The 25,992-nt window shown below is 60.7% G+C and carries 21 protein-coding genes; 17 read left to right on the top strand and 4 right to left on the bottom strand.

Features of this window, described 5'->3' with window-relative positions; translation table 11 throughout:
* Nucleotides 1–11: 11 nt before the first annotated feature.
* The 12 genes from rpmF to EWH21_RS09475 all read left to right on the top strand — a co-directional run bounded on the left by rpmF (nucleotide 12) and on the right by EWH21_RS09475 (nucleotide 9,704).
* A complete protein-coding gene (gene rpmF, locus EWH21_RS09420; protein ID WP_037048542.1) occupies nucleotides 12–194 on the top strand; it encodes a 50S ribosomal protein L32 in 183 nt (60 codons plus the stop codon).
* Nucleotides 195–197: 3 nt separating this feature from the next.
* Complete coding sequence (gene plsX, locus EWH21_RS09425; protein ID WP_277700360.1) at nucleotides 198–1,208, top strand: phosphate acyltransferase PlsX; 1,011 nt, start codon at nucleotides 198–200, stop codon at nucleotides 1,206–1,208.
* A gap of 125 nt (nucleotides 1,209–1,333) precedes the next feature.
* Nucleotides 1,334–2,272: an ACP S-malonyltransferase gene (gene fabD / locus EWH21_RS09430; protein WP_179553853.1), complete on the top strand. Its 939-nt coding sequence runs from the start codon at nucleotides 1,334–1,336 to the stop codon at nucleotides 2,270–2,272.
* 24 nt (nucleotides 2,273–2,296) lie between these two features.
* Complete coding sequence (gene fabG / locus EWH21_RS09435; RefSeq protein ID WP_037048534.1) at nucleotides 2,297–3,040, top strand: 3-oxoacyl-ACP reductase FabG; 744 nt, start codon at nucleotides 2,297–2,299, stop codon at nucleotides 3,038–3,040.
* A 196-nt stretch (nucleotides 3,041–3,236) separates the two neighbouring features.
* The gene (gene acpP / locus EWH21_RS09440; RefSeq protein WP_003245177.1) at nucleotides 3,237–3,473 is read left to right on the top strand and encodes an acyl carrier protein; all 237 of its coding nucleotides are present in this window, start codon (nucleotides 3,237–3,239) and stop codon (nucleotides 3,471–3,473) included.
* 111 nt (nucleotides 3,474–3,584) lie between these two features.
* On the top strand, nucleotides 3,585–4,829 hold the full coding sequence (gene fabF / locus EWH21_RS09445) for a beta-ketoacyl-ACP synthase II (protein ID WP_037048531.1): 1,245 nt from the start codon (nucleotides 3,585–3,587) through the stop codon (nucleotides 4,827–4,829).
* On the top strand, nucleotides 4,829–5,644 hold the full coding sequence (pabC, locus tag EWH21_RS09450; protein WP_277700361.1) for an aminodeoxychorismate lyase: 816 nt from the start codon (nucleotides 4,829–4,831) through the stop codon (nucleotides 5,642–5,644). Before fabF ends, pabC begins: the two co-directional genes overlap by 1 nt.
* Before the next feature lie 3 nt (nucleotides 5,645–5,647).
* Complete coding sequence (gene mltG, locus EWH21_RS09455; protein ID WP_179553855.1) at nucleotides 5,648–6,703, top strand: endolytic transglycosylase MltG; 1,056 nt, start codon at nucleotides 5,648–5,650, stop codon at nucleotides 6,701–6,703.
* Between the two features lie 9 nt (nucleotides 6,704–6,712).
* Nucleotides 6,713–7,345: a dTMP kinase gene (tmk, locus tag EWH21_RS09460; protein ID WP_037048525.1), complete on the top strand. Its 633-nt coding sequence runs from the start codon at nucleotides 6,713–6,715 to the stop codon at nucleotides 7,343–7,345.
* Nucleotides 7,338–8,330 carry a DNA polymerase III subunit delta' gene (locus EWH21_RS09465; RefSeq protein WP_277700362.1) on the top strand — a complete coding sequence of 331 codons (993 nt, stop codon included), beginning with the start codon at nucleotides 7,338–7,340 and terminating at the stop codon, nucleotides 8,328–8,330. Before tmk ends, EWH21_RS09465 begins: the two co-directional genes overlap by 8 nt.
* A gap of 125 nt (nucleotides 8,331–8,455) precedes the next feature.
* Entirely contained in the window at nucleotides 8,456–8,812 is a 357-nt protein-coding gene (locus tag EWH21_RS09470) for a PilZ domain-containing protein (RefSeq protein ID WP_003245164.1), read from the top strand.
* Between the two features lie 109 nt (nucleotides 8,813–8,921).
* Complete coding sequence (locus tag EWH21_RS09475) at nucleotides 8,922–9,704, top strand: TatD family hydrolase (protein WP_277700363.1); 783 nt, start codon at nucleotides 8,922–8,924, stop codon at nucleotides 9,702–9,704.
* A 256-nt stretch (nucleotides 9,705–9,960) separates the two neighbouring features.
* On the opposite strand, the gene EWH21_RS09480 is transcribed toward EWH21_RS09475, so the two are convergent.
* Complete coding sequence (locus EWH21_RS09480) at nucleotides 9,961–11,094, bottom strand: aminotransferase class V-fold PLP-dependent enzyme (protein WP_277700364.1); 1,134 nt, start codon at nucleotides 11,092–11,094, stop codon at nucleotides 9,961–9,963.
* Between the two features lie 75 nt (nucleotides 11,095–11,169).
* On the opposite strand from EWH21_RS09480, the gene EWH21_RS09485 reads away from it, so the two are divergent.
* From EWH21_RS09485 to EWH21_RS09500, 4 genes are all read left to right on the top strand, one after another.
* A complete protein-coding gene (locus tag EWH21_RS09485; protein WP_037048515.1) occupies nucleotides 11,170–11,793 on the top strand; it encodes a TetR/AcrR family transcriptional regulator in 624 nt (207 codons plus the stop codon).
* Nucleotides 11,794–11,872: 79 nt separating this feature from the next.
* A complete protein-coding gene (locus EWH21_RS09490) occupies nucleotides 11,873–12,841 on the top strand; it encodes a radical SAM protein (RefSeq protein ID WP_047591247.1) in 969 nt (322 codons plus the stop codon).
* 238 nt (nucleotides 12,842–13,079) lie between these two features.
* Nucleotides 13,080–14,230, top strand: a protein-coding gene (locus EWH21_RS09495) for an IS3 family transposase (protein WP_277700365.1) whose coding sequence is annotated in 2 segments (ribosomal slippage) — nucleotides 13,080–13,317 and nucleotides 13,317–14,230 — 1,152 coding nt in all. Because the reading frame shifts where the segments join, the coding sequence is not laid out codon by codon here.
* Between the two features lie 548 nt (nucleotides 14,231–14,778).
* Nucleotides 14,779–15,315, top strand: a complete 537-nt coding sequence (locus tag EWH21_RS09500; RefSeq protein ID WP_277700366.1) for a hypothetical protein — start codon at nucleotides 14,779–14,781, stop codon at nucleotides 15,313–15,315.
* A gap of 35 nt (nucleotides 15,316–15,350) precedes the next feature.
* Here EWH21_RS09500 and EWH21_RS09505 read toward each other — a convergent pair whose 3' ends face one another.
* Nucleotides 15,351–16,313, bottom strand: a complete 963-nt coding sequence (locus EWH21_RS09505) for a hypothetical protein (protein WP_277700367.1) — start codon at nucleotides 16,311–16,313, stop codon at nucleotides 15,351–15,353.
* Nucleotides 16,314–16,909: 596 nt separating this feature from the next.
* Nucleotides 16,910–18,037, bottom strand: coding sequence for a Bcr/CflA family efflux MFS transporter (locus EWH21_RS09510; RefSeq protein ID WP_347177587.1), 1,128 nt, complete (start codon nucleotides 18,035–18,037; stop codon nucleotides 16,910–16,912).
* 100 nt (nucleotides 18,038–18,137) lie between these two features.
* Between EWH21_RS09510 and EWH21_RS09515 the strand changes: the two genes are divergently transcribed.
* On the top strand, nucleotides 18,138–18,905 hold the full coding sequence (locus EWH21_RS09515) for a helix-turn-helix transcriptional regulator (RefSeq protein ID WP_277700368.1): 768 nt from the start codon (nucleotides 18,138–18,140) through the stop codon (nucleotides 18,903–18,905).
* A gap of 283 nt (nucleotides 18,906–19,188) precedes the next feature.
* Here the strand turns inward: EWH21_RS09515 and EWH21_RS09520 are convergent, their stop codons facing one another.
* The gene (locus EWH21_RS09520) at nucleotides 19,189–25,890 is read right to left on the bottom strand and encodes a DUF3320 domain-containing protein (protein WP_277700369.1); all 6,702 of its coding nucleotides are present in this window, start codon (nucleotides 25,888–25,890) and stop codon (nucleotides 19,189–19,191) included.
* Nucleotides 25,891–25,992: the final 102 nt, after the last annotated feature.

Below are 25,992 nucleotides of genomic sequence, written 5' to 3' on the forward strand. Positions count from 1 at the left end.
GTTAATGAGTTATGGCTGTTCAGCAGAACAAAAAATCCCGTTCCGCCCGCGATATGCGCCGTTCGCACGACGCACTCGAGGCCAGCGCCCTGTCCGTAGAGAAGAGCACCGGTGAAGTTCACCTGCGCCACCACGTTTCTCCGGAAGGCGTATACCGCGGTCGTAAAGTGATCGACAAGGGCGCTGACGAGTAATCCTTGTCCGCCTCGATCATCGCGATTGATGCAATGGGTGGGGACTTCGGTCCCCACTGCATTGTTCCGGCCTGCATTTCCGCGTTGGCCGACTTCCCCTCGCTACACCTGACCCTCGTCGGTCAAGCTCCCCTCATCGAAGAACAGCTCGCTCGCCAGTCCGGCGTCGATCGCGCGCGCCTGCAGGTTCATCACGCCAGTGAAGTGATCGCCATGGACGAGCGTCCGGCTCAGGCGCTGCGCGGCAAGCCCGATGCTTCGATGCGCGTGGCGCTGGAGCTGGTGCGGCAGCGTCAGGCGCACGCCTGCGTCAGTGCCGGCAACACCGGTGCGCTGATGGCGTTGTCGCGCTATCTGCTCAAGACCCTGCCGGGGATCGATCGGCCGGCCATGGTCAGTCCGATACCCACCGAGCGTGGCCACTGCTACCTGCTGGACCTGGGCGCCAACGTCGACTGCAGCGCCGAGCACCTCTACCAGTTCGCCATCATGGGCGCGGTCGCGGCCGAGACGCTGGGTATCGTGCGGCCACGGGTGGCGCTGCTCAATGTCGGCACGGAAGACATCAAGGGCAATCAGCAGGTCAAGCTCGCCGCCAGCATGCTGCAGCAGGCGCATGGGCTGAACTTCGTCGGCTACATAGAAGGTGACGGTGTCTATCGCGGCGAGGCCGACGTGGTGGTGTGCGACGGTTTCGTCGGCAACATCCTGCTCAAGTCCAGCGAGGGGCTCGCGCGAATGGTCACCGGGCGGGTCGAGGCGCTGTTCAGGGAGGGGCTGTTCGCCCAGGCCATCGGTGCCCTGGCGATGCCTCTGCTGCGTCGCCTCAAGGCCGATCTGGCGCCGGCGCGGCACAATGGCGCGAGTTTTCTCGGGCTGCAGGGCATCGTCGTGAAGAGCCATGGCGCCGCCGGCCAGGAGAGTTTCCAGAGCGCCATTCGCTGCGCGCTGCGCGAGGTGCAGGAGAATCTGCCGCAGCGACTGCATGGTCGACTCGAGGACTTGTTGTTGTAGACTCGTCGCGTTTTCGCTGTGTGACGGGGCCGGAATGTGACCGCGGCGCGTAGCCTGTCATCCAACTGTCAGTTTGCTGCGCCAGGCTCGCCTGGCGCTGGTTTTTCGACTCAAGGGACTTATTCATGTCTGCATCCCTCGCATTCGTCTTCCCCGGTCAGGGTTCGCAAGCCCTGGCCATGCTCGCTGATCACGGTGCCCAGCAGAAGCTGGTGCTTGATACCTTCGGCGAGGCTTCCGAAGCCCTCGGCTACGACCTCTGGGCGCTGACCCAGCAAGGTCCGGAAGAGCAACTGAACCAGACCGACAAGACCCAGCCGGCCATCCTCACGGCCTCCATCGCCCTGTGGCGTCTGTGGCAGGCCGAGGGCGGCGCCAAGCCGGCATTCGTCGCCGGTCACAGCCTGGGTGAGTACTCCGCGCTGGTTGCCGCTGGCAGCATCGCGTTCGCCGATGCCGTGAAACTGGTCGAGCGCCGTGGTCAGCTGATGCAGCAGGCCGTGCCTGCCGGGCAGGGCGGCATGGCGGCGATTCTCGGTCTGGAGGACGCCGACGTGCTGGCCGCTTGTGCCGAAGCGGCGCAGGGTGACGTGGTCAGCGCGGTCAACTTCAACGCCCCGGGTCAGGTGGTGATTGCCGGTAGCGCCGCTGCCGTCGAACGCGCCATCGAGGCCTGCAAGGCGCGTGGCGCCAAGCGCGCCATGGCGCTGCCGGTCAGCGTGCCGTCGCACTGCGCGCTGATGAAGCCCGCCGCCGAGCGTTTCGCCGAGTCGGTCGAGGCGCTGAGCTGGCAGGCCCCGCAGATTCCGCTGGTGCAGAACGTCAGTGCTGCCGTGGTATCCGATCTGGCCACCCTGAAGGCCGACCTCCTGGCTCAGCTGTACAGCCCGGTGCGCTGGGTCGAGTCCATCGTGCGTCTGTCCGAGCAGGGCGTGACCGATCTGGTCGAGTGCGGCCCGGGCAAGGTGCTCGGTGGTCTGAACAAGCGCTGCGTCAAGGGTATCAATACCCACAACCTGGATACCCCCGACGCCTTCGCTGCCGCTCGCGCTGCGCTGGCTTGAAACGGTTTTGGAAAGGAGAAGCACATGAGTCTGCAAGGTAAAGTCGCGCTGGTCACCGGCGCCAGCCGTGGTATCGGTCAGGCCATCGCTCTGGAGCTGGGCCGTCAGGGCGCCATCGTCATCGGTACCGCCACCAGCGCCTCGGGCGCCGAGCGTATTGCCGAAACCCTGAAGGCCAACGGTGTCGAAGGCGCCGGCCTGGTGCTCGACGTGAGCAACGACGAATCCGTTGCCAGCACCCTCGAACATATCCAGCAACATCTTGGCCAGCCGTTGATTCTGGTCAACAACGCCGGCATCACCCGTGACAACCTGATGCTGCGCATGAAGGACGACGAGTGGTTCGACGTCATCAATACCAACCTGAACAGCCTCTACCGCCTGTCCAAGGCCGTGCTGCGTGGCATGACCAAGGCGCGTTTCGGGCGCATCATCAACATCGGTTCCGTCGTTGGGGCCATGGGCAACGCCGGGCAGGTCAACTACGCTGCTGCCAAGGCCGGCCTGGAAGGTTTCAGCCGCGCACTGGCGCGTGAAGTGGGTTCCCGTGGTATCACGGTCAACTCGGTGGCTCCTGGTTTCATCGACACCGACATGACTCGCGAGCTGCCGGAAGCCCAGCGCGATGCGCTGCTGACGCAGATTCCGCTGGGTCGTCTGGGGCAGGCCGAAGAGATCGCCAAGGTGGTCGGTTTCCTGGCTTCCGATGGCGCAGGTTACGTCACCGGGGCTACTATCCCGGTGAATGGCGGTATGTACATGAGCTGAATGTGACGCGAGCCATCAGAAAACTGTCATAGTCGCTGTCTAAAATCCGTTATAAAGCTGCAACAGGTTTATAGACAGATCGTTGAAGTGTTCCTGGGGGCTCCCCGGCATTCAGCTTGAAATGCTAAAAACCCTTTCTATACACTTGGCCGCTACCAGCTGCCTGGATTTGTCCAATTAGGAGTGAAAACAAGGTATGAGCACCATCGAAGAACGCGTCAAGAAAATCGTTGCCGAGCAACTTGGCGTTAAAGAAGAGGAAGTTACCAACAGCGCTTCCTTCGTCGAAGACCTGGGTGCCGACTCTCTTGACACCGTTGAGCTGGTGATGGCTCTCGAAGAAGAATTCGAGACCGAGATCCCGGACGAGCAAGCAGAGAAGATCACCACCGTTCAGGAAGCCATCGACTACGTGACTGCCCACGCGCAATAAGTCACCGTCAGCTTTCTGACCGAGAAAAGCCGCACTGCCCTAAACAGGCGTGCGGCTTTTCTTTACGTGCAGGGCGCATGCAGCGCCTGAGTAGAACAAGAGGAGATTGCTGTGTCGCGTAGACGCGTCGTGGTTACCGGTATGGGCATGCTGTCGCCGCTGGGTAACGATGTGCCGAGCAGCTGGCAGGGCATTTTGGCCGGGCGCAGTGGCATCGGTCTGATCGAACACATGGACCTGTCCGCCTACTCCACCCGTTTTGGCGGGTCGGTCAAGGACTTCAACGTCGAGGAGTACCTCTCCGCCAAGGAGGCGCGCAAACTCGACCTGTTCATCCAGTACGGTCTCGCTGCCTGCTTCCAGGCCGTGCGTGATTCTGGCCTGGATATCACCGACGCCAATCGCGAGCGCATCGGTGTGGCCATGGGCTCCGGTATCGGCGGCCTGACCAATATCGAGAACAACTGCAAATCGTTGCACGAGCAGGGGCCACGGCGCATTTCGCCGTTCTTCGTGCCGGGCTCGATCATCAACATGATTTCCGGCTTCCTGTCGATCCACCTGGGTCTGCAGGGGCCGAACTACGCGATCGCCACGGCGTGCACCACGGGCACCCACTGCATTGGCATGGCCGCGCGCAACATCGCCTACGGCGAAGCCGACGTGATGGTCGCCGGTGGTGCCGAGATGGCGGCCTGCGGCCTCGGCATGGGCGGCTTCGGCGCGGCGCGTGCGCTGTCCACACGTAACGACGAGCCGACCAGGGCCAGTCGTCCCTGGGACAAGGGCCGTGATGGTTTCGTGCTGTCCGATGGCTCCGGTGCGCTGGTGCTGGAAGAGCTCGAGCACGCCAAGGCGCGCGGTGCCACCATCCATGCCGAGCTGATCGGCTTCGGCATGAGCGGTGACGCCTTCCACATGACCTCGCCGCCCGAGGATGGCGCCGGTGCCGCTCGCTGCATGGCCAACGCCCTGCGCGATGCCGGCATCAACGCTGACCAGGTGCAGTACGTCAACGCTCACGGCACTTCCACCCCGGCCGGCGATCTCGCCGAAGCGGCTGCGTTGAAGAGCGTGTTCGGCGAGCATGCCTATCAGCTGTCGGTCAGCTCGACCAAGTCGATGACCGGCCACCTGCTGGGTGCCGCCGGTGCGGTGGAGGCGATCTTCAGCATCCTCGCGCTGCGCGATCAGGTCGCACCGCCGACCATCAACCTGGACGAGCCGGACGAAGGCTGCGACCTGGACTTCGTGGCGCACCAGGCCAAGGCCATGCCGATCGAGATCGCCCTGTCGAACTCCTTCGGCTTCGGCGGCACCAACGGCTCGCTGCTGTTCCGTCGGTTCCACGGCTGATGCTGAGCTGGGTCAACGGCGCGCCCGGCGAGCAGTTGTCGGTTCGCGACCGTGGCCTGGCTTACGGCGATGGTCTGTTCGAGACCATCGCCGTGCGTGGCGGGCAGATCGCGCTGCTGGCGCGGCACATGGCGCGTCTTGCGCAAGGCTGTCAGCGCCTGTCCATCGCGCTCGACATGACCCTGATACAACACGAGCTGCAGGCGTTCGCCGCGCAGCTCGGTGACGGCGTGGCCAAGCTCACCGTTACCCGTGGCCAGGGGCAGCGTGGTTATGCGCCGCCACAACCTTGCCAGCCTCTGCGTATCCTGCAGGCGGCGCCCATGCCGCACTACCCAGCCGAGCATGCCGAGCAGGGCGTGCGCCTGTTCCCCTGCGCGACCCGTCTGGCCGAGCAGCCGCTGCTGGCCGGGCTCAAGCACCTCAATCGTCTCGAACAGGTGCTGGCACGTGCCGAATGGCAGGATGCCGACTGCGCCGAAGGCCTGATGCGTGACTGCGCGGGGCGGGTGATCGAGGGCGTCTACAGCAACCTGTTCCTGGTGGTCGGGGGGCGCTTGCTGACCGCCGAGCTGTCGCGCTGCGGCGTGGCGGGGGTGATGCGCGCCGAGATCCTGCATCAGGCCGAGCGCCTCGGTCTGCCCATCGAATCACGGGACATTTCCCACGACGAACTGCTGGCGGCGGACGAAGTCTTTCTCTGCAACAGCCTCTACGGCATCTGGCCGGTACGGGCGTTGCAGGAACGATACTGGCCGGTCGGGCCGCTCACCCGTAAACTGCAGGCCATCGTTCGCGACCTATTGAGTAAATAACTGGTGCTACGCAAGATCTTGGTGCTGCTCGAGTGCGGCGTGCTACTGGCTGCGCTGCTGGTAGTGGTTGCCGCCTGGCAACAGCAGAGGGCGCTCGAGCAACCCCTGCATCTGAATGACGAGCTGCTGCTGGAAGTGCCTGCGGGCGCGACACCCGGCGGCCTGCTCAATCGCCTGCAAGCCGATGGGGTGATCGACAATGCCTTCTGGCTGCGCCTGTACTGGCGTTTCAACCTGCGTGCTCCGGCGCTGCACAGCGGCGAATACCGCCTGCTGCCCGAGCAGACGGCCCAGGATGTGCTGAATCTGTGGCGGCGCGGCGAGGTGGTGCAGTACAGCATGACCCTGGTCGAGGGCTGGAACTTCCGCCAGGTCCGCGCTGCACTGGCGCGCCAGGAGCGTCTGCAGCAGCGCCTGGCCGATCTCTCCGACGACGAGCTGATGGAGCGCCTGGGCCTCGGAGGGCAGAACCCGGAAGGGCGTTTCTTCCCCGATACCTACCGTTTCGTGCGTGGCATGAGCGACGAGGACCTGCTCAGGCAGGCCAATGCCCGCCTCGAATCCGTGCTAGCCGAGGAATGGCAGCAGCGCGCCGAGGGGCTGCCCTATCGCGAGCCTTACGATGCGTTGATCATGGCCTCGATGATCGAGAAGGAAACCGGCGTACCCGAAGAGCGTGGCGAGATCGCCGGTGTGTTCGTGCGGCGCCTGCGCATCGGCATGCGTCTGCAGACCGACCCTACCGTGATCTACGGCATGGGCGAGCGCTACAAGGGGCGGATCACCCGTGCCGATCTGCGTACCCCGACGCCTTACAACACCTACACCATCGATGGCATGCCGCCGACGCCGATCGCCATGGTCGGCCGCGAGGCCATTCATGCCGCGCTCAACCCGCGTGAAGGCAAGTCGCTGTATTTCGTCGCCAGGGGCGACGGCAGCCACGTGTTCTCCAATAGCCTGGCCGAGCACAACCGCGCCGTTCGCGAGTACCAGCTCAAGCGCCGTGCCGACTATCGCTCCAGCCCCGCGCCCAGCGCGGCGGCCGAAACTGAATAAGGGCAATCCGTGACCGGTCTGTTCATTACCCTGGAAGGCCCGGAAGGTGCCGGTAAAAGCACCAACCGCGAGTACCTCGCCGAACGTCTGCGCGAGCAGGGCGTCGACGTGCTGCTCACCCGCGAGCCTGGCGGCACACCGCTGGCCGAGCGCATTCGCGAACTGCTGCTGGCGCCGAGTGACGAGCCGATGGCGGCCGATACCGAGCTGCTGCTGGTGTTCGCCGCGCGCGCCCAGCATCTGCAGCAGGTCATTCGTCCGGCCCTGGCCAGGGGCAGCGTGGTGCTGTGCGACCGTTTCACCGACGCCACCTACGCCTACCAGGGCGGTGGGCGCGGTCTTTCCACGGCGCGCATCGCGCAGCTCGAGCAGTTCGTGCAGGGGGAACTGCGTCCAGACCTGACGCTAATCTTCGACCTGCCGGTGGAGGTCGGCCTGGCCCGCGCCGCTGCCCGTGGTCGCCTGGATCGTTTCGAGCAGGAGCAGCGCAGTTTCTTCGAGTCGGTTCGTCACGCCTACCTGGCGCGTGCCGAACAGTCGCCACAGCGCTATCGGGTGCTCGATGCCGGGCAGAGCCTGGCGCAGGTGCAGGCCGATATAGATGCCCTGTTGCCGAGTCTGCTGGAGGCGTGCCGTGGCTGAGGTCTACCCCTGGCAGGAGAATCTCTGGCAGCAGCTGGCCGGGCGCGCACAGCATGCCCATGCCTATCTGCTGCATGGTCCGGCCGGGATCGGCAAGCGCGCCCTGGCCGAGCGGCTGATGGCGCGGCTGCTGTGCCTCAGCCCGAACGGGCTGGATGCCTGCGGCAACTGCAAGTCCTGTCACCTGCTGGCGGCGGGCACCCATCCTGACAACTTCGTCCTCGAACCCGAGGAGGCGGACAAGCCGATCAAGGTCGACCAGGTTCGCGAGCTGGTCGAGTTCGTGGTGCAGACCGCGCAGCTCGGCGGGCGCAAGGTGGTGTTGCTGGAGCCGGCCGAGGCGATGAACCTGAATGCTGCCAACGCACTGCTGAAAAGCCTGGAAGAGCCGTCCGGCAACACCGTGCTGTTGCTGATCAGCCATCAGCCCAGTCGCCTGTTGCCGACCATCAAGAGCCGCTGCGTGCAGCAGGCCTGTCCGTTGCCGAGCGAGGCCGTGAGCCTGGTCTGGCTGGCTCAGGCGTTGCCCGAGCAGGGCGACGAGGAACGTGCCGATCTGCTGACCCTCGCTGCGGGCTCGCCCCTGGCGGCGCTGCGCATGCACGCGCAGGGCGTGCGCGAACAGCGCGCCCAGGCGGTGGAGGGCGTGAAGAAGCTGCTCAAGCAGCAGGTATCGCCCAGCCAGTTGGCCGAGAGCTGGAACGCGCTGCCGCTGAATCTGCTGTTCGACTGGTTCTGCGACTGGGCGCAGCTCATGCTGCGTTACCAGCTGACCCGGGACGAGGAGGGGCTGGGCCAGGCCGACATGCGCAAGGTGGTGCAGTACCTGGCGGACAAGACCGCACAGGACAAGGTGCTGGCCATCCAGGAGTGGTTGCTGGCGCAGCGGCAGAAGGTAATGGGTAAGGCCAACCTCAATCGCGTACTGCTGCTCGAGGCCCTGCTGGTGCAGTGGGCCGCGCTACCTGCCACGGGGCGAGGCTGACCCGGCAGCCGTCGGATTCGGCAGGGCGTCACATTCTGCTGGCTGTGGGCCATGCGCTGGTTTGCGTAGCAGCATGAACAGGCCCTAGAATCAACCATTAAGCAATAAACGCTAGGAATGCGCTGATGAGCCTGCCACCCAATCTTGGGCCCCGTAACGGAATCCTGTCCCTGACCATCAAGGACAAGTCCGTGCTGTATGCGGCCTATATGCCTTTCATCAAGAATGGCGGTCTCTTCATCCCCACCAACAAGAGCTACAAGCTCGGTGACGAAGTGTTCATGCTGCTCAACCTGATGGATGAGCCGGAAAAGATCCCGGTCGCCGGCAAGGTGGTGTGGATCACCCCGAAAGGCGCCCAGGGCAACCGCGCTGCCGGGGTCGGGGTGCAGTTCAACGACGGTGACAACACCGCACGCAACAAGATCGAGACCTACCTCGCCGGTGCGCTGAAGTCCGACCGCCCGACCCACACGATGTAACGTAGCCGGCCGCGAACCTGCCTCGTCGCGGCCAGGCACTTGCCGGTCAGGCAGTCAGCGTTCGCTTTCGATTACAATTCGGGCTTTCCCTTTGCCCGAGTTTCCCGCTGTGCTGATCGACTCCCACTGCCACCTTGATCGTCTCGACCTCGCCGCCCATGGCGGTTCGCTGGATGCTGCCCTGGACGCGGCACGTGCCGCTGGCGTGGGGCATTTTCTGTGCATCGGCGTCAGTGCCGACAACGCCGCGACCGTGAAAGGCCTGGCCGAGCGCTACGCGGATGTCGACTGCTCGGTGGGGGTACACCCGCTGGACCTGGAGCCGGGCGCGGCGCCGGCACTCGACTGGCTGCTGGGCGAACTGGCGCATCCGAAGGTGGTGGCCATTGGTGAAACCGGGCTGGACTATCACTACGAGCCCGAGTCCGCCGGCCTGCAGCAGGCCTCGTTCCGCCTGCACCTCGAGGCGGCGCGTATCACCGGCAAGCCGGTCATCGTGCATACCCGTGAGGCCCGTGCCGATACCCTGGCGCTGCTGCGCGAAGCCGCGCTGCCGCAGACCGGCGTACTGCACTGTTTCACCGAAGACTGGGAAATGGCCAGGGCGGCGCTGGACATCGGCTTCTACATCTCGCTGTCCGGCATCGTCACCTTCCGCAATGCCGAAGCGCTGCGCGAGGTCGCCCGTCAGGTGCCGGCCGATCGCCTGCTGGTAGAGACTGATTCGCCTTACCTGGCACCGGTGCCGCATCGCGGCAAGCCCAACCTGCCGCAATACGTGCGCGAGGTCGCCGAGTACCTGGCCGTGTTGCGTGGCGTGAGCTACGAGACCCTGGCCGAGCAGACCTCCAGCAACTTCAAGCGACTGTTCCCGCTGGCCGGCGTCGCCTGAGGTCGAGGCATGGCCGGAGCGCCTGCGCGGCGGCCGCACGCCAGACAAAAAAAACCCGGACTCTGGGGGATGAATCCGGGTCAAGACCATTAGGAGTAAATCAAGGTACGCGGTCCACGGTACCTCGGCTGACGGGGCACTTGGGGGGAGATGCCGCGCGTCAGTAACTTTCAGTATTGGCCATGCTGGCCGGGCGTCCAGAGCGAATCGTGTGTTTTTTAAACAGATTTGGAATACCCCGGGCGCTGCTGAGTCCTCACCCTTTTGCCAGCTGGGCCAGCAGGTTCAGCGTCTCCTCGATGACCCGCTGCGAGGTGTAGAAATGTGGCGACAGGCGCACGCCGAGCCCGCGTTGCGCGCAGATCACCTGATCCTCGCGCAGGCGCTGATGTAACGCCGCATTGTCCCAACCGGCCAGGCTGAAGTTGAGGATGCCGGCCCGGCGTTGTGCCGCGAGCGGGCTGTGCAGCGTGGCGCCCGGCAGTCTGGCAATGCCCTCGCTCAACTGCTGCACGCGTTGTTCCAGGCATTCGCCGACCCGTTGCATACCGACCGCCTCGAGCAGCGACAGGCTCGCATCGAGGGCGAAGGCGCCGAGCATGTTCGGGCTGCCGCACTCGAAGCGTCGGGCACTGCGCGCCGGCTGCCAATCCTGGCGGGTGTAGTCGCCGGCGTGTTCCAGCATGTGCCAGCCGTACTCGTGCAGCTGCAGGCGATCACGTAGCGCCGTGCGGCAATAGAACACGCCCAGGCCTTCGGGGCCGAGCATCCACTTGTGCCCGTCGGCCATGGCGAAATCGCAGTCGTAGGCCTGCACGTCGAAGGGCAGGGCGCCGAGCTGCTGGATGGCATCGATGCAGAACAGCACGCCGTGCTGGCGGCAGCCCTGGCCCAGGCGTGGCAGGTCCAGGCGCAGGCCGCTGGCGAACTGTACCGCGCTGACCGAGAGCAGGCGCGTGCGCGGGCCGATGGCCGCGAGCAGGGCGCCTTCCGGGTCGCCGCCGCTCAGGCCGACCTCGATCACCTCGACGCCCCGTGAGGCCAGGGCGAGCCAGACGATGCGGTTGGAGGGAAACTCCTCGTTGCTGATGATCACCTGATCACCTGCGCGCCAATCCAGCCCGAAGGCGACGAAGGACAGCGCCTCGGAGGTGTTCTTGACCAGGGCTATATCGCCTGTGCTCGGTGCGTTCATCAGGCGCGCCAGGCGTTCGCGCAGACTACGCTCGACTTTCAGCCAGTCGGAATAGTCACGCGCGCCGTGGACCACGTTCGCTTCCGAGAACCGCCGAACCGCTTCAGCACTGCGTTTCGGCCAGGGTGCGACCGCCGCATGGTTGAGATAACGCAGCCCTTCTTCCTGGGGAAACTCATCATGAAACACGTACATGGTCGGATGATCCGTGCAATTTGGCTACATTTGGGCATAATAGGCCGCTTCGATTTTTGACCCCGTAGTCCCTTTATGCAGAAAGAACCCCGTAAGGTCCGCGAATTCCGTCGCCGCGAACAAGAAATTCTCGATACCGCGCTGAAACTCTTCCTCGAGCAAGGTGAAGACAGCGTTACCGTCGAGATGATCGCTGACGCGGTCGGTATCGGCAAAGGCACTATCTACAAGCACTTCAAGTCCAAGGCGGAGATCTACCTGCGCCTGATGCTCGACTACGAGCGTGATCTCAACGAGCTGCTGCATTCGGCCGATGTCGATCGCGACAAGGAAGCGTTGTCGCGTGCCTACTTCGAGTTTCGCATGCGTGATCCGCAGCGCTACCGGTTGTTCGACCGCCTGGAAGAGAAGGTGGTCAAGGGCAACCAGGTGCCGGACATGGTCGAGCAGCTGCACAAGATCCGTGCTTCCAACTTCGAGCGCCTGACCCAGCTGATCAAGGGCCGCATCGCCGAAGGCAAGCTGGAAGACGTGCCGCCGTACTTCCACTACTGCGCCGCCTGGGCGCTGGTGCATGGCGCCGTGGCGCTGTATCACTCGCCGTTCTGGAGCAACGTGCTCGAGGATCAGGAAGGCTTCTTCCAGTTCCTCATGGACATCGGCGTGCGCATGGGCAACAAGCGCAAGCGCGACGCCTGACCCTTGCATGTCGGCCATGGGAATGTCCCGTGGCCGACATGGCGATATACTCCAGCCCATTCCTCCACTGGAGTTCTCCATGATCGTCGATCGCCAGGGCAGACGCTTCCGCAACCTCCGCGTCAGCCTGACCGCCGCCTGCAACTATGCCTGCACCTACTGCGTGCCGAACGGCAAGCGCCTGGTCGCCGCACAGGACGAACTCTCTGCCGACGCCATGGCGCGTGGCGTGGCTTACCTGATCGAAGCCGCCGGCATCGAGCGCCTGCGTATCACCGGTGGTGAGCCGCTGGTCAGCACGCGCCTGGAACCCTTCCTGCGTCAGGTCAGCCAGTTCGGCCTCGACGACATCAGTCTGACCACCAATGGCCAGTTGCTGGAGCGCAAGCTGCCGCTGCTGGTCGAGTGCGGCATTCGTCGTCTCAACGTCTCGCTCGATACCCTGGATGCCGATGCGTTCCGTGGTATCGCCCGGGGTGGCGACCTGGCCACGGTGCTCGCCGGCATGGAAGCGGCGCGTGAGGCCGGGATGAAGATCAAGGTCAACATGGTGCCGCTGCGCGGACAGAATCTCGATCAGGTGCTGCCGTTGCTGGAGTACTGCCTGGAGCGAGGTTTCGAGCTGCGTTTCATCGAACTGATGCGCATGGGCCACCTGGCGCGCGACCCCAATGCCTTCAACCAGCAGTTCGTGGGGCTGCCCGAATTGCTCGAGCTGATCGGCGGCCGCCACCAGTACGTGCAGGCCAGTGCGCCGGTGGATGCCACCGCGATGCGCTATGCCATTCCTGGCGCCGGTCATTTCGGGGTGATCGCCAACGAAAGCGTGCCGTTCTGCCGGACCTGCTCGCGCCTGCGCCTGTCGTCCACCGGCTGGTTGCACGGCTGCCTGTCGTCGAGTAACCGCCACTTCGTCGGTGATCTGCTGGACAAGCCGCGTCACCAGGCCTTGCCGGCCTTGCAGCGGCTGCTGGTCAAGGCGCTGGGCGACAAGCAGGACCTGGCGTTCTCCGGTGGCGTCACGGTGATGAAGATCATCGGCGGCTGACACGCCGCAGCCGCTGAAGCGCTGCGCGCGGCGTGGCTCGGCAGTCACGCCGCAGACATATAGACTGTGCGGGCTTTCCCTTTGCGAGTGTGCCGCGAATGTCTGCCCGTTTCCCCATCGATTACATCGAGCCGGTTTTCCGTCCGCCGAGCGAGGCGCAGTCACTGATCCTGCCCTGAATCGCCCCTAGTTTTGTAGACACCTCCAAGCCTCATAATGAGGCCCATCAGGAGGTGCCATGAGCAACCAGCGTTACCCCGAAGAATTCAAGATCGAAGCGGTCAAGCACATTACCGAGCGCGGTTTGCGCGTTGCCGATGTGGCAGAGCGTCTAGGCGTGTCCGCGCACAGCCTGTACGCCTGGGTAAAGCGCTACAGCAAACCCCAAGCACAGCGGCAGCAGGTAGATGATCAGCAGGCCGAGCTGCGTCGCTTGCGCTCCGAACTCAAGCGGGTGACCGAAGAGCGAGACATCCTAAAAAAGGCCGCCGCGTACTTTGCCAAGGAGTCAGGCTGAAGTACGCCTTCATCAGCAAACTGTCGGTGGAGTACCCGGTGCGGCGTCTCTGCCAGACCCTCAAGGTGCATCCCAGCGGTTACTACGCCTGGCTGGTCGAGCCGAAATCGGTACGCGCCAAGGAAGATCAACGCCTGCTCGGATTGATCAAACATGCCTGGTTGGAAAGCGGCGGGGTCTATGGCTACCGCAAGATCCATGACGACCTGCGTGAGCTGGGCGAGTCCTGTGGCCGGCACCGCGTGGCTCGCCTGATGCAGGTGGAGGGGCTGCGCTCGCAGACCGGTTATCGTCGGCGCCCCGGCTATTACGGAGGCAAGCCGACGGTGGCTTCGCCTAATCGCCTGGAGCGGCAGTTCAACGTCAGCGAACCGAACAAGGTCTGGGTCACCGACATCACCTACATCCGCACCTATGAGGGCTGGTTGTACCTGGCGGTGGTGCTGGATCTGTTTTCGCGCCAAGTGATTGGCTGGTCGATGAAGCCACGGATGAGCAGCGACCTGGCCATTGATGCGTTGCTGATGGCGGTCTGGCGACGCAAGCCCAAGCAGGAAGTGATGATCCACTCCGACCAGGGCAGCCAGTTCAGCAGCTCGGACTGGCAGAGTTTCCTCAAGGCCAACAACCTGATCAGCAGCATGAGTCGACGCGGCAACTGCCACGACAACGCGGTGGCGGAAAGCTTTTTCCAGTTGCTGAAGCGGGAACGCATCCGACGGAAAACCTACGGCACCCGCGAAGAAGCGCGCAGTGATGTGTTTGATTACATCGAGATGTTCTATAACCCCAAGCGCCGGCACAGCAGCGCTATGCAGCTATCGCCAGTGGAGTTTGAAAAGCGCTATTTCCAGAGCTTGGAGAGTGTCTAGGAAATCCGGGGCGATTCAGTATTCCTGCCGTCGGCATCACAGCCTGGCGCCGACGGCCGAGTGGTGCGCTCCAGAGAAATCGTTTGCTGGCGATTTTGCCAGGGTGCAATCCAGTGAAGCACAGCTGGCCTTCGATCTGGTGCGGGGGATGGGCAAACTTGGCGATATTCGCCAAGTCTTCGGAGCCGCGCCATCGCGCTGAGGCTCATACGCCGGTATGCATGAGCCGGTGCAGCCTGGCCCTGCCGATCATTGAGCGCCGGCGCGCTTCCCACCTTCGCCACTGGTCATTCTCGATCATGGTCAACCCCATGTCGTGATGCAGGCAGAACAGGAACCGAGTGTGGCGGTTGCAGAGAGTGCAGTGCCCGACAGCTTCGACGATAGCGACGCCTAGCATGGGCTGTCCTTGATCTCCCGAGCCCATGCGTTGTACTGGCCCGTGTGCCATTGCCTGCCCGCGCAAGTTTTCGCGTCGCAGTCCTGGAATTGGTAGTCATTGCCGAAAGCTCTGATAGCATCCCCATCTCTCGGAATGGAAGCCACCCATGTACGACATTCATCAGCACAAGCACCGCTATGCGGTCTGGACTGCCTCTCGCGCATGGAATCGAAAATTGAAAGGGGGCGACCTGGCATTGGCTCAGCGCCTGATTGGCGTTGCCGGCCTGGAGAGTGTGCGTGGCCCGGATGATCTCGGTGAGGATGTGGATGCGTGGCTGCTGGAGCGGATGCGGTTGATCGTCGACTACGCTGCGCAGCACCAGATTCTCGGGATCAATTACGGCAGGGCTCAGAAGCTGGTCAACATCTACCTGAAGACCAAGCTGGTGTGCGGTGGCCAGGAAACCCACCCGAAGGTAGCCAAGCTACATCCGCCGCTCGACCGGGAGCTGTTCGCTGGCCTTCACGCTGAGTTCCGCACCCAGAAGACAACTGATGCCGCGATGGCTTTCGCTGCAGCGCAGAAGGCATGCACCGCCTGGACGAACTTCGAGCTGCAGGACTACCTAGCGCACATCCAAGCGATCAAGCTTTTCATGGCCGGCCAGCCGCTTTGGATGGTCGAGGAATACTGGCGGTAGGGTGGGATGCCCGGCGTCGGGCATCCCACCAGGTCTCACTTGGCGTCGTCACCTAGGATACGTTTCTTCAATGCGTCCTTGGCGATTGGGCCCAGTGCGTCGGTCACAGCCTTCAGCTCTGCTTTGGCCTTCGTATCCTTGCCGGCCAGCGTCCCAGTCTCTACCACAGCGAACTTCAGATGAAGTGCCCCTGAAGTGCTGTATACGGATGGCTTCGTGTAAGCCAGGGTGCTGAGGTCACCGTTGTGCGTCGCGGTTCCGACCTTCTTGAGATACCCGTCAGCATTCTTCCCTAGACTGGTTACGGTTACGTCACCAATGCTGATCGCATCGGGAGTCGCGTCCTTTAACTCCCCGTCGTGAAATGAGGAAATGGCAGGCGCGATAGAGAGGCCAATCTTGCCGCTCCCGTCCCCTTCGTCCTTGGTCAATGCCACGCTGGATTTAGAGCGAACCATCAGCGGTGCGAACTGAACTGCTTCGACGCCACTCTTGCCGGTGGCAGCAGGTTGAATCATCAGCAGGACCGCCATCTGCGGATCAGGTGTCTTGGCATCGGTGTATCGAACAAGGGCGAGACATTCCGTCGTCTTCAAATCAGATGGTGTTGGTGTCCATGTCGCGCTCCAGGACTGAACGGACTGCTCCTGAATCTTCTCGATTTTCGAGTTTGCTGCATCAACAGCGAGGTCCCACGCAACGCCCCCCATAGCTACGGCAATGGCGGCGCCAAAGCTTCCCAAGCCCTTTGTCCCGGCCGTCTTGAAGCAGTAATTCTGGTAGGACGTTGCTGCTGAGCTTGTCCCGAACAACTGCTCCCACTGCGAGAGCTCCCCAGTATTTTTTTGTGTCGAAGCTTTGGTGATGGGAACCGCAACTGTCCACGCAGTTTTACTTGTACCAGGCTCAAGCTTTTTTGCGGAAATTACTGACCACGACTGGCAACCGCTTACGGCTACAGCTAACAACGCAATCCCAATGAACGCTATCGCTCTCATGATTTCGATGCTCCCTGTGATGAGCGGCCAAGTGCCAGCTCAAGCGACGGTATAGCTGAACCGGATCGACCTGGCGAATTCAGGCGAGCATCAAGGGGCCGGGGCTATGTTTGTCCCGAATGAGATAATCGCCTCGATCAAACAGCGCGAGCCGTTATCATGGTGTCGACCCCAACTCGCTGTACCTGCTAGGTGCCACTCAGTTCTACGCCCCCATTCGCGCACTCTAGAAAATTGTGGGGCGCGCAGTTGCCACTTATCTGCAATGTCCTCCTCCGGCCAGGAGCAGACAGTCAAGCTCGGAGGCGTCTCCCCCGAGAACGGCATAGACATACCGCTGACCATTTCCTAACCTGAGACAGGGGGCGATTTTTCTCTTTTTCCAATGTTGCGCTTCTAGCGTCCGGCTCAGTGGGCTTGAGAGGTTACGCATGGATGAGGGCGTTATGCGACGGAAGCGGCGTAAAATATTACGCCACTTCTAGCACCTGCTTATAGTCATATAGTTAAGATTAAAATTACCCCAACCAGTGGATGTATCATTAAAACTAACTACTCCCCCGATGGTTTGTTTGCTTTGGCTGGCTTGAATTTATTCACCTGGCTAATGTGGCTCTATCCTTGCTCGTAACGAGCAGCGCTATTGTTGCGCACAATAAAGAACTCACTCCCAGGTTTTCCAGCCAACCACTTATTCCAAGTCCTGCGCCGATGAACAGGTAGTACCCTAGGCCAAAGAGGGCACCGGCTCCACCCAGCTGGCTCTGGTAGGTCTTTAGTGCACGACTCAGAAGATTGGGTATCGCTATAGCAAATGCTGCTACTACCCCCATCATCGGAAGCAAAAATAGCAGGCTGGATTGCAGGGCATACACTCCAGCGGCACTGATCACAGCCAATTGACTGGCGTTGGCGATGAGCTGATCCGGACTTTGCCCACTTTTAAGCAGGATTTTGTTGGTATAGCTGCCAAAGACTGTTCCGATAGCTAGTGCGATGCCACTGTAGCCAAACGTCTGCTCACTCAGGCCAAACCTGGCAAACAAAAACGGGCCTTGTAGGTAATAGCCAAATAGCAGCACGTTGAAACAAGCAACAAGTATGGCATCGCGCCATAAGGCCTTGTCTTTCATCATCTGTTGCCCCAATGCTGACAGGTCTACTGACACCTGTTCCCGGCGGGTTTCCGGAAGCGCTCTGGCGGTAACGGCAAGCAGCAGAAGCGCGATCAACAGTAACACGCTGAACACCGCCTGATGACCTCCAAAGCTTACCAGTTGTCCTCCGGCAAGCATCCCGATCGCTGGACTAAGGGCGATGCCCATCCCCATGTACGAAAAAAATTCGGCCAGCTGTGGGCCCTGCCAGCGATCACGTAGAATCGTCTGGCTAACCACCGAGCCCGTTGCGACACCAAAGGCGCACAGCGCCCTGGCAAGCAGCAACCATTCAAAATTTGGCGCATAGACAGCGATGGCGGAACCGAGGGCATAGCACACCAGCCCTAGCATCATGGCCGGGCGACGGCCAAGCTTATCGGCCATCACGCCCCAAAACACCACTCCAAAGGCAAAGGCCACAAAGTAGCAAGAAAGAGTCAGGCCAGCGGTGGATACCGACACGCCAAAAAATGCGGCTATTGAAGGCAGCGCCGGACTGTAAATGGTCTCGACCACTTGGGGAAACATCATCAACGCCAAGATTAAAAACAGTAAAGATCGCACGGCAATTACTCGCACCTGTTGAAATAGGGCGCAATGTTATTTAATACTGAAGAAATCAGATAGCGTAATTAAAACAAAATATATCGAAAATCGGACAACTATGCGGATTAATCAACAAGTGCCATTTGATCCGGATCTGATCCTCGCAGACGTGGTGGGGATCGCGGTGGAGGTTGTGAATCACGACTCTGGTATGCACAACCACGGTAAAGGGCAGCTGTTGTATGCACCTAAAGGATGCATGCGAATAGTGCTAGATGGACAGCGATGCGTGTTGCCGCCGATAAGGGCGGCTTGGATCCCGGCTGGGGTCGAACACCAAGTCGTGATGACCAATGTGGTGGCCTACCGTTCGATTTATTTCAGCCCAAGAGTGTCGCAATTAATCGGACATGAAGTGAAAATTGTCGCGGTCAACGAAATCCTGCGTGCTTTGATCGAGCGCATGGCTTGGTGGCCTTGGGATTTGGCCGAGGTAAAGACCCACAATATCCTGGCCCTCTTTGTCGAAGAGATGTTACAGGCAGAGCCGGAGGTGCTGCAATTAACGCTGCCATTTCATCCGCGTTTGAAAAGTCTAGCCGAGGGCTGGAGTCCCGATGGAACGCTGCCCCCTAACTTATATCAATTAGCGCAGAACATTGGTGCCAGCAGTAAAACCATCAGTCGTATTTTTAGGCGCGAAACCGGGATGGCTTATCAAGTTTGGCGCCAGCAATGGCGTTTATTGGCAGCTATAGAGCTACTCTCTTTACGCTGCCAAGTGAACGATGTTGCTTATAAACTAGCATTCTCATCGGATAGCGCGTTCATCCATTTTTTTCGACAGCAAACCGGACTAACTCCACTGGATTATATAAATGGATGATGCATCAAGCTTTATATCGTGTTTTAGTTCATTGGTTTTTTAGAAGTGACTGCATGGCTGTGATGCATAAAAATAATGTTACACAAGAGCATGTCCTTAACAAAATAACGCTGTTACATCACTAACAAAGTGAATCGCCTCCGATTTCGTAGATGCTCACTGACTGCTCCTGGCCGATTGCTGCCCGCTAGGGCGGGCAGCAATCGGCCAGGAGCAGTCAGTCGGAGACCTGGGGCACCAACCAGCAAGTGAGTAGGCGGAGTGGCCTGCGCCGCCTCTATCCCTACAGAGCGGCAGCCTGGTTCACGTTCGCAATGACCTGTTCAAGTCGCTGCTTGTTCTTCGCAGAGACTTTCTGCAACCCTATAGCACGTGCCATGGTATAGAGCAGATTATCGACCAGTTCCCCGCGCGCCAGGGATTCTCGTGCCAGAGCCTCAAGCTCTTTCTGACTGATCTCATCCACGGCGCGTAGGCTGTCACTATCTGCGGCCTTTCGGAACGGCACTGCGCTGTCATCTTCGAGATGGGATGGCCAATAGAAGTCGCCGACATCTTCTACCGTTTTGCGGTGTGACTGCTCCGCTAGCCGGCTGACGCGTTCCCGAATGCGATTGCCTGTGCGTACCCAACCATGCGCCCGTGCAATCCGGTGAGCCAGGATAACGTCAAGCACGGGGCCCTCATGGACCACGACGTGAGCGATCATGGTGGCCAGAACGTCGTTGTAATGCTCATCGAAGAATGCCTCCGGGTCTACGGACGCAACGGCGGCGAGCGGATCGACCTTACGGTACACCGCCGACTGCTGTTCACGTATGGCTCCAGACGTGGGGGTAAATGCCCTCGCATATGGCTTGCTGACCGGAGGGGCGTCGGCCATGCTGCCTACAGGCAGGGCAACCTCCTCCATCGGTGGTTCGTCTTCGCTGGCGACCTCTACTTCCTCTTCCATCACGTCAGCGCGGTGTGCCAAATCGGCTTGCCCACTGGCGTGGCGGGCACGGCTTTCAGTCAGTAGAGCTTCCAGGCGCTCATGGAGTTTGTCGGCGGTTCCGATGGGGTTGATCCACCAGTCGGTCGACCAGACACGCAATATCTCCCAGCCGAGGCCACGTAGCACCTGTTCGCGGAGCTTGTCGCGGTCTCGAGCCGTGGCGCTGCGATGATAGGTGGCACCGTCACATTCAACGCCCGCGAGGTAGCGGCCCGGAGCGTCCGGGTGAACCACGGCGAGGTCAATCCGGAACGCAGAGACGCCAATCTGCGTCGCAACATGCCAGCCCTTGCGGCCCAACGCCTTGGCGACCTGTTCCTCGAAGGGGCTGTCGAAGCTCCCCAGGCTGTCTGCAGTCGCCTCGATGATTGCCCGCGGACCCCGCTCGGCGAATTCGAGGAAGTGCTTCATGTCTCGCACGCCGATGGACTGGGTGCGGGCCAGATCGATGAGGTCCGGGCTCATGGTGGAGAATACGAGTAGCTCATGGCGAGCGCGGGTAACCGCAACGTTCAAGCGGCGTTCGCCGCCTGGACGGTTCATCGGCCCGAAACTCATCGTCATATGGCCTGCGGCATCTCGGCCATAGGTGATGGAGAAGTAGATGATGTCCCGCTCGTCGCCCTGCACGCTCTCCAGGTTCTTGACGAAGACCGGTTCCAACTGCGTATCGGCGAAGTGGCTCTCGAGTGAGGGGTCCTTGCGCCGCTCGGCATCAAACAGGTCTTCAATGAGGCGCTGCTGCTCGCCGTTGAAGGTAACGACGCCGAAGGTCAGCTTGTTCTCCTTTGCCTCGCGGGTGCGCAGGCGTGCCACGAGATGTGCCACTAGGGCTTTTGCTTCGCCCAAGTTGGTGCGTGAGCCGCCCCTGTCATAGACCCCTTGAACGATATTCAGGCTTACCGCTCGATCTGATGTGACCGGTGCCGGGAAGGTGACCAGGTTGCCTTTGTAGTACCGATGGTTGGAGAAAGTGATCAGGCTTTCGTGCCGGCTGCGATAGTGCCAATTTAGATCGAGCGTTGGCAGGTTTGCACTCAGGCACTCGTCCAGGATGCTCTCCAGATCCGGTTCGATATCATCGTCTTCATTCGTCGTTTCAGCGCGATCGAAGAAAGAGGTTGGTGGCATCTGCTTCGGGTCCCCAACCATGATCACTTGGCGCCCCCGTGCGATGGCGCCGATGGCATCCCACACCGGAATTTGTGAGGACTCGTCGAAAATGACCACGTCGAACACAGTCGATGTCGTCGAAAGGTATTGTGCAATGGATAGTGGGCTCATCAGCATGCACGGCGTGAGTTTTGCCAGGGCTGATGGAATCGTCGACATCAGTTCACGAAGCGGCTTGTGCCGAGTTTTCTTTGAAATTTCGTGGCGCAGTACGCCCCATTCCGAGGCTTGAGTGACGCTGTCGGGAGTCGGCAGCCCTGAACACAGACGAGCTCGCAGCAAGTCTCGGGTGAGGGCAGTAAGGTGCTCGTCGAGCGCGCGGAAATCTCGGATGCGTTGTTCATGCTCAACGCTGACGAAGTTGCGAATAGTCGGCTCTTGGTCGACCGTCGCATTCAACCACCAGCGAGCATAGTTGGCTTGGAACACTTTCTTGATCGTGCCTTGAGCAAGGAGTCCATCTTCAAGGGCTTGTATGAGTGGTCGGAGCCCCAGCCCGGATGCTTCGTCGCGGACTTTGCACCATGCGCTCCAAGCATGCAGGCTGTGTTCGGCCTGGACGATACCTTCACACTGCTGACGTAGCGTGTCTAGGGAAAGGCCGCCAATATGTTCAGTGCCTTCGTTGCTGAAGTGCCCAACCGAGGCCAGTCGCTCCAGGCTGCTATTGAGCTTTGCCGAGGAATCCAGGTACTGCCGACCATATTGGTTAACCAGCCCTTGCGATTCGAGGAGGGCGTTGCCATCACCCAGTAGCTGCGTCAACGCCGACTTCAGGGCGGTGATTTCATCGGGGGTACGTGCCAGCTGGGAAACGGCGGTTGCGATGTACCCTTGGAAATTCACTGCGGCCAAAGCCACGTCTGTCTTGGTGTGTAAACCGGTCCAGATGCCGGCGGCGAGGTCACGTAGCTCTGCGTATTCCTTCAGACTCCGTTCGCTGTTTGCCCGCTGTTTGAGCAAGTTGTGCTCTGCCTGCAGTGCCGGCCCACACTTGCCGGTGGCGATCAGGTCATGGTCCTGTTCCAGGCACCCTTCCTCGACTATCGCACGACGTTCTTTCTGGAACGCAATCGCGGCAGCGAGATTGGTTTTACTCGTGTTGAGACCCTGCCATAGGTCTACGTCGGCTAACTTCAGAGACTCGCCGTGGGCAGTAATTTTCCGCTCAAGCGCGCGTTGTTCACGTATCGCGTCAAGTGTGCCCTTCAGCGCAGGGCCGGCCACACCCTGACTGATCAGTTCAAAGCCTACATCCTCCCAGCCACGGTTCTCCTTGGCTGCTTGAATGGCGACTTGAAGCGTTTTCACCTGGTGGATTACAGTCGGATCTGAGCTCGCTCCCCGCCAGAACTCGGCGGTTTCGGAACCTAGCCGCAGGCCTTCTATCTGCTGACGCACAGTCCGGATTGAGGCCAGGTTCTGGAGGTCGACAGGGATGTTGACTTCGGAGTTACCGTCGATGACCTGGCTCAGTTGCTGCTTGATCCGCCGCTTACCCAGCCAGGACTTAGGCCAGAACGATTGGTCGGCCTGGTTCCATTCGTCAAGTAACGCGGCGACATCCAGATCTTCAATGCCGGGGCCGTAGGTAACCGATAGGCACTGAAGCAGTGCTGCGATTTCGTCAAAAAGCTTGAGTGCCTGTGACAGCACGACCATGGTCGGAACGGAGAGTGGCTCCGGCAACGACTGCGTCAGCCGGGTGTACTGTTCAAGAAGCTCCAAGCCATCTTGGCACGCAGTAATCGTGGTTTGCGACCAGGGCGCTGGAAGCTTGCCGTTGATCTCGCGATGCAAGTTAACCAGCTCACAACCTTGTTGTAGGCGCTGTGCAATGAGGCGGGCATCTGGCCTAAGGGCGAATCGCCAATCCTGTCCGGCTGCCTGGGGCAGGGTGGTGGCGAGAGCGGAGAGGCCGTCGCGCACGGTAAGAGTGAGCTCTGCGTTGGGAAGGTTAGCCGCCCCAATGAAGTTTGCTGCGTCCATCGCAGTCGAATTGATTGCTGGGATAACGTCGCGCGCGGCTAGGATTACCTGCTGCTGCCAGGTTGGTGACCAATCGTGCTGGCTAATAGCGCCAAGGGGGTGTTCGGTCAGCTTGTGGTACCCAATCGATTGCGCATTTACTTCCAGGCGATCAGTGATTTCCAGCAGGCGATGCAACGCCTCTCGGTCGTGCATCAGCGGTGAGGGCCATGACAGCGAAACGACGGGCAGGTCTTGGCCGGCGATGGTGGCGCCGATTGCGTCGTAGATGCTCAGCCCATTTGGGTAGCGATGGTGCAATCGATCGACATAGATGTTGAGGCCCGTGCGCAGCGACTCAAGGCGTTCGGCCTCGACTTTCCAGGTCTCAACGTCCGCGTTGCCGCGAGCCTGCCAAGCGGCATTGAGTTGCGACAGCACATCCGTCTTGCTCGCCTTATTGGAGTGGACCTCCAGACAGAACTCGCCCAGCCCCACTTCGCGTAGGCGGCGGTACACCACATTGAGCGCTGCGATCTTCTCCGAGACGAAAAGCACGCGCTTATCTTCGGCGATGAACTGGGCGATCATGTTCACGATGGTTTGGCTTTTGCCGGTTCCCGGCGGCCCAATCAGGACGAAGTCCTTCTGCTGTGACGCAGCCAGCACCGCCGACAGCTGAGAAGAGTCATAGGGCAGGGGGCAGAAAACCTGCTTCGGACTGTACTCGGCGTCGAGCCTGTTGCTGGCAGGGAAGGGGGTATTGGTGGCTGAGGCATACGCGTCGCGGGGCGTATCCAGCAGATGACGCACCACTGGGTTGTCCCGCAGAGCATCGGTGCGCTCGGTGAGATCCTTCCACATCAGATATTTGGCGAAGGAAAACATTGAGAGAACAACGTCCTCGCTCACTTCCCAGCCTTTGATGTCCTTGACTGCATGCGCGACATTGCGCCAGATCGCATCGATGTCCAGGCCCGATTCGTCTCGCGGCAACTCGCCCTCGGCAACGCCAAGGTTCAGATCATAGTCCTGGCGCAGCATTTCGATCAGGGTCGGGTTAAAGCGTGGTTCGTCGTCATGCAGGATGATCGTAAAGCCCGAGCGCGCACTTTTTCGCTCCAGCGTCACCGGAATCAGGATCAGCGGTGCCCGATAGCGTTGGTTGCCCCGATCCTCCCGTGTCCATGAAAGGAATCCAAGAGCGAGGAACAGGGTATTGGCGCCCCCTTCCTGAAGGTTGGTCCTGGCTCCCCGGTACAGCTCGATCAAGCGGCTGTCGAGTTCTGCTTGCGACAGGGCGATGAATACCTCATTGCGCTTAAGTGCATCCAGGGCGTGTTGCCTCCGAACGTTTTCATGCTCACGGGCTTCGTAAAGCTCCTTGTCGCGCGGATCAGCGCCATCCATCAGATCCGGTCGTGTCATCAGTTTGATTTGCTTGCCGGTGGCTAACAGATCTTCGAGCGCACTTGGGTTAGGCGCCTCCAGCTTCAGCGCTTTTTTTCCGGCTTTGAAATTGAGCAGGTTGTTTCGTAGAGACAGGTCGAGCAGCTTGCGCTGCCAGCGACCGAGACGATCCCGAGGGTCGAGGCCGGCGACATCCATGGTATCTGCGACGTCGCTCGGTAAGGCCATGGGCGCTTCGATCTCGGGCGCAACCACTGGAGTGGTTTCTTCTTGAGCGGCACCACTGCCATGAACCTGCGCATCGCCGCTGGCCATTGGCTTGATTCGCTGCAAGCGTGCTCGACGAATGTCGAGCGCCATTTCGAACGTAGCCTCTTTACCTTCTGCAAGGTGATCTGCGCCACGCTCGATGGCGTAACGCAACCCCACCGACGGACGCTGGGTTACGAGGGTGGTTTCGAACAGCACGAGTTCGTTGAGCTTCATGCGCTTACGCAGCGCGGCGATATCGTCGACGACGGTTGTCGTGAACTCTTCGTTCTTCAGCCATACGCCGGCAAACGCGTGGCCATGCGTAAAGATGATCAGAGGATTAAGGCCTGCTTGCTCAAGTAGGGCACAAAACAGCATGGTGGTGTCGAAGCAGGTCGCAAGACCATGCTCATTCAGGTGGCTAGGGCTTCGCACTTTCTGCCCGTCTCTCTCGAAACTAGCCGGTGGCAGCGCATAGTCCAGCCCCATGGACACCACCGTACTCCAGACTGCGGAAACGATTTCCCAGGCATGCTCTGGGCCGCTGGTATAACCATCAAGAGCGGCATTCTTGCCGTTCTTGCGCAACAGTTCGGCCGCCTTCTTAAGCTGGGCCTCCACGGCCAGATCGTTGGGCTGCACGAACGCGGCTGTTAATTCTGGAAGGTGGGCCAGTCCCCCCCACTGATTCCGTGGCAATACCTCCAGCGGGAGTTCAGCCTGAGCAATGACTGTGCGGGGCTCTTCAGGAGAGTCGGCTCTGCAGGTCAGGACGAAGTTGAGTGTCGAGTGCTCGGCCTCGGTCAGTTTGGCGAGCATGCCACCGTCGACGGCCAGGTCGAGTCCTGGAATTTGCCGAAAAACCGTCGCCCCGAGCTCAGAGATATGCCAGGTTTTCGGCTTGAAAACTGCTGGATCGGAGGACAGCGTAAGCTCTAGATCGCTGTACTTCGTTGTGGTCTCGTTGATGACGCGTAGTTCACGGATTAGCGGAACAGCATTCTGGTAGTCGGCGAGGTTGAGCTTGGCGACGACGGTGGTTTGAATCTTCACCGTATTGACTGGCGCCGGTTCGATTGGCTCGATTGGCGACGTGTCTTCGACAATCAAGTTCTCGGAGGTTGGGGTAGCTATCTCAACGCTGGGCAGGTCACTGCTACCGTTCTCAACTACATCATCGCTCATCTGAGCCTCCCTGGCGCTTAGGGTCAGCCATTAGCCAAGCTGAGCCTTCTTGATTAGTTTCGGTACGTGCTCGCTGCAACGCTCTCAGCGAGCCTACTCAAT

The organism is Pseudomonas sp. REST10, assembly GCF_029542605.1.
In the GTDB taxonomy this organism is placed as follows: domain Bacteria; phylum Pseudomonadota; class Gammaproteobacteria; order Pseudomonadales; family Pseudomonadaceae; genus Aquipseudomonas; species Aquipseudomonas khazarica.